Here is a 4407-nt window from a genome sequence, read left to right on the forward strand (position 1 = left end):
CTTCAGACACATCAAGATCTTGCTGCAAATATTCATAACCACAAAAATATTGCCAATAAATATTTTCCTTTAGCTCTTCCTCCGTAAACGAATCAGAACCGTTGTACATAGCTTGAAGCATTGATAGTGCTAGCATTACTCTATGATCTTTCTTATTTCTACCAAATTGCTTGATTTCAATGTTAGGCAATGCTCTGGCTTCAAGTTCAGACCAATTTACTAAATCCCTTAGTTTATATAACTTGTTTTTAGGATTTAGTTTTGTAGATAATTTCTCTTCAAATAACCTTTCTTGTTTTTGGAGAAAAGTAATATTTTCTATAGGCATAATTTTAAAATCCGTAAGCTTTATGCGGTAATTATACCATTTTCTTATGGATTTTGTAAGCTGTTTATGACATGAAACCCCTTGTTAATTCAGGCGGGGAGAGTTTTGACGGAGGGACTAATTAACCAAAATTATTGACTTTTTGCATTTGAACTTGTAGAATGTCCTAAGTAATTGATATAAACATTAACGAAGGTAAATGATGAAAAAGTCTAAGATAGCCAATTTCTTAACAGAGCTAAGAAGGGTATTCTGGCCTATTGAGTGGCATGAAAATAAGAAATTCATCCCAATGGCTTTGATGATGGCTTGTATTCTTTTTAATTATGCAACGGTCAGGTCAATAAAAGACGGGCTGGTTGTTACTCATATTGGCCCTGAGGCAATAAGTTTTTTAAAAACTTATGTTGTTCTTCCCTCCGCTGTAATTTTTATGGTTTTGTATGCAAAACTCTGCAACATGATGAGCCAGCAGAAAGTTTTTTATACAGTAACGATGTTCTTTATAATTTATTTTGCGGTGTTTACCTTTGTACTCTACCCTAATCCTGATACGTTTCATCCTTCAAAAGAATTTATAGCTTCGTTGGCTGATCAATATCCAAACTTCAAATGGTTTATCAGAATTGCAGGAAGCTGGAGCTTTGCTTCATTTTACATGATGGCTGAAATGTGGGGCAGTATGATGCTAACCCTATTGTTTTGGAGTTTTGCTAACCAAATAACTAAGACAGAAGAAGCAAAGCGTTTTTACTCTATGTTCGGTTTACTTGGCAATGTTGCTCTTCCCCTTGTTGCTGTAACTTTTCATTTGCTTTTAAGTCCTGATATACACATCGTTCCTGAAAACGTAAAGCTTATCCCGGTACTTTGTGTGACTATCTTAAGCGGTTTAATGGTAGTATTTTTATATGCTTGGATTAACAGTAATGTTTTAACTGATCCAAGATTATATGATGCAGGTGCGCCTGGCTCTGCAAAGAAGAAAAAAACTAAATTATCTCTTGGTGAGAGCTTTAAGATGATTCTAACATCTAGATATCTTGGCTTACTTGTCCTTCTTATCATTGCGTATGGAATTTCCATGAATCTTGTTGAAGGTGTTTGGAAAGCTAAACTTAAGGAATTATACCCTACTGTTGAAGCATATACTTCATACATGGGAATATTTCAGGCTTATCAAGGAGGGGCGGCTATATTCTTTATGTTAGTTGGAAGTAATATTCTTCGTAGAGTATCATGGTCTACTGCGGCTATATTTACGCCAATTATGATTCTTGTAACTGGTCTTGCCTTCTTTTCGTTCATATTTTTTGATCAAGGGATTGGCCTACAATTAGCTGCTTTCTTTGGTACGGGGCCTCTTGCTCTGGCAGTTATGGTAGGCACGGCTCAGAACGTGCTCAGTAAAGCAACAAAATATTCTTTATTTGATTCAACAAAAGAGATGGCATATATCCCGCTTGATGATGAAATGAAGACTAAAGGTAAAGCTGCTGTTGATGTTATAGGTGGCAGATTTGGTAAATCTGGTGGTGGTATTATTCAATCAACATTCTTCATCTTGATGCCGACATTTACGTTTACAGAGGCTACACCATATTTTGCTGGTATATTCTTTGTAGTAGTGATTCTGTGGCTATTAGCTGTAAAAGGCCTTGGCAAAGAATACTATAAGAAACTAGAGCAGAACGAAGCTGCTCAATAATCAAATTTTACGAGTTTAGGACAAAAATTTTGTCCTAAACTCGTAGCTCCTTTCTTGGTCTATACAGATACTATTTTTTGTATTTATTACTTTCTTTCTGTAGTACTACTGTTCCTTGGTGGTAGAATATTTTCCAATGACTATGCTCTAGGCGCCAAATTGTGCTACGGCGTGTGACCCTTTCTTCTTGTATGAGTGTATAGGTAATTAAGTAGTTGTTAGTTGCTATTTGAGTCAGTTCAAAATCCTTTGTCTCCCAAATATCTTGATAATTCTGGTCTCCATAGCGCTGTAGCAGAACCTCAACTACATCCTTTCTTGTGTAAACATTGCCAGATGCGCCAACCTCGCAGAACTCTTCACATGTCGTGTTAAGAATATCTTGCTTGCTGTTGCCAAATTTATTAGGGTGATGAAATATAGGCTCGCGTGCTTTTAATTCTTCTAGCACTTTTTCTTTACTAAATGTTGAATCCACTATTACCTTTTGTATCTTGTATTTCTATCTATTTTAAAAGTATATGGACTTCTATCAATTTTTAAAGTTTAAAATAACTTGATATTGTATATTAAATAGTCTATATTGTAACAATAAACAGACTAAAAAGTATCAAATATGAACATATTACATTATATCCCAATTTGTAATTCTATCGTTTTGCTTATGCAGCCTTTGATTGAAGTAATAATTCATGATCTTGTCTCGGGCAAAATTTATTATATAAATGGCAATCTTTCAAAACGTAAAGTGGGGGATCTGTCCTTGCTTGAACCAGGTGAATTTGAAAAAAATATAGATCAAATAGTTTACCCTAAGATTAATTTTGATGGTCGATTGATTAAGTCAGTTTCCGTACCTGTTGACAATAAATGGTTGATATGCATAAACGCAGATGCTTCGGTTTTTTGTCAAATGAAAAATTTAGGTGAAGTATTTTTGAACAGTATGAAGGAGAATCAGCCAGAAAGGTTATTTAAAAATGATTGGCAAGAAAAATTGCATGTTGCTATACATGCTTTTCTTAAAGAGCAAGGTTTTAAATTTGATGAATTAAGTCACGCTCAGAAAAAGATTCTTACCAACCACTTGTTTAAACTTGGGGCTTTTGCAGAAAAAAATGCTGCTGATTATGTGGCTAATATTTTAGGTCTGGGGCGGGCAACAATATTTAAATATTTGAAAGAATGGAGGAATAATAATGGGTATTAATGTTTTTAAATTAGAAGAGTATCTTGCTAAGTATGAATTTTCAGCTCCGTATTTATTGTGCTGTTCAGATGCTGAAAGCTTCTCTATGCATGAGATCATAGGTTATGCTAGCGATAGTGAGAAAGAATTGTGGAATAATTTGAGGCTTGGATACACTGAGGCTGATGGCTTACCAGCTTTACGCACGGAAATTGCAAGCTGCTTATATCCAAAACTAAAAACAGACAATATATTATGTTTTGCTGGTGCTGAAGATGGGATATTTTGTGCGCTTCATACATTATGTGAACAAGGTGACCATGTTATTGTTTTAACTCCGTGCTACCAATCATTAATTGAAATACCGAAATTAAATGGAGCTGAAATAACTAGCGTGGCACTTCTAGCAAAGAACAAATGGTGCATAGATTTAGATGAGATAAAGAAGGCAATAAAGGCAAACACGAAGTGTATTGTAATTAACTTTCCACACAATCCAACGGGCCAAGTGATAACTCAATCAGAGTTAAAGGAGCTAGTTGCCATATGCGATGCTCATGGCTTATGGCTTTTCTCTGACGAGGTTTATCGCTTATTAGGCAATCCCAAAGAAGGTTGGGCTCAGCCTGCTGCAGAAATCTATCCAAGAGCACTATCGCTTGGGGTAATGAGTAAAGCTTTTGGGATGCCTGGGCTTCGTATTGGTTGGATTGCCTGCCAAGACAAGCAATTGCTTAAAAAGATAGAATATATGAAGCACTATACTTCTATTTGCAATAGTGCGCCATCTGAGATTATCAGTCTTATTGCATTGAGGAATAAAGATAAAATTCTTTCTCGAAATAATCTGATTGTTGCAGAAAATTTAAAGTTGCTTGATGTGTTCATAGAAAAATATAAAGACTTATTTGAATGGGTCAGGCCCCAAGGAGGATGTATAGGGTTTGTAAGATATAAAGGACAAGAATCTATAGAAAGCTTTTCAAAAAGACTAATGAAAGAAAAAGGAGTCCTTCTTATGCCAGCATCAGTTTATGACCATGAAAGTAACTGTTTTCGTATAGGTTTTGGTCGGAAAAATATGCCTGAGGCGTTAGGTAAGAGACTTTCCATCTATTTGTGTAAATTCGATTATAGGCACTTAAATTCTCCCTTCGAATTTGATCATAAAATGAGCCATAG

General features: G+C 35.3%; 5 protein-coding genes. 3 read left to right on the forward strand and 2 right to left on the reverse strand.

Features of this window, described 5'->3' with window-relative positions; all coding sequences use genetic code 11:
* Positions 1-328: transposase (locus Megvenef_RS07645; protein ID WP_322776028.1), on the reverse strand; the 328-nt coding region annotated here is incomplete at its 3' end.
* A 202-nt stretch (positions 329-530) separates the two neighbouring features.
* On the opposite strand from Megvenef_RS07645, the gene Megvenef_RS07650 reads away from it, so the two are divergent.
* Positions 531-2036 (forward strand): Npt1/Npt2 family nucleotide transporter, encoded by a 1506-nt coding sequence (locus tag Megvenef_RS07650; protein WP_322777370.1) that lies wholly within the window; start codon positions 531-533, stop codon positions 2034-2036.
* Between the two features lie 70 nt (positions 2037-2106).
* On the opposite strand, the gene Megvenef_RS07655 is transcribed toward Megvenef_RS07650, so the two are convergent.
* Positions 2107-2514 (reverse strand): nuclear transport factor 2 family protein, encoded by a 408-nt coding sequence (locus Megvenef_RS07655; protein WP_322777367.1) that lies wholly within the window; start codon positions 2512-2514, stop codon positions 2107-2109.
* Positions 2515-2652: 138 nt separating this feature from the next.
* Here Megvenef_RS07655 and Megvenef_RS07660 point away from each other — a divergent pair, with 138 nt between their 5' ends.
* Positions 2653-3246, forward strand: a complete 594-nt coding sequence (locus Megvenef_RS07660) for a helix-turn-helix domain-containing protein (RefSeq protein ID WP_322777368.1) — start codon at positions 2653-2655, stop codon at positions 3244-3246.
* A partial coding sequence (locus Megvenef_RS07665; RefSeq protein ID WP_322777369.1) for an aminotransferase class I/II-fold pyridoxal phosphate-dependent enzyme occupies positions 3236-4407 on the forward strand: 1172 nt, incomplete at its 3' end. The genes Megvenef_RS07660 and Megvenef_RS07665, both read left to right, overlap by 11 nt.

The organism is Candidatus Megaera venefica, from assembly GCF_034554655.1.
GTDB classification, from domain to species: domain Bacteria; phylum Pseudomonadota; class Alphaproteobacteria; order Rickettsiales; family Rickettsiaceae; genus Megaera_A; species Megaera_A venefica.

Excerpts from the sequence above, each read along its gene's own strand:
- Megvenef_RS07650 (WP_322777370.1), top strand. The coding sequence starts at position 531 with ATGAAAAAGTCTAAGATAGCCAATTTCTTAACAGAGCTAAGAAGGGTA.
- Megvenef_RS07660 (WP_322777368.1), top strand. The coding sequence starts at position 2,653 with ATGAACATATTACATTATATCCCAATTTGTAATTCTATCGTTTTGCTT.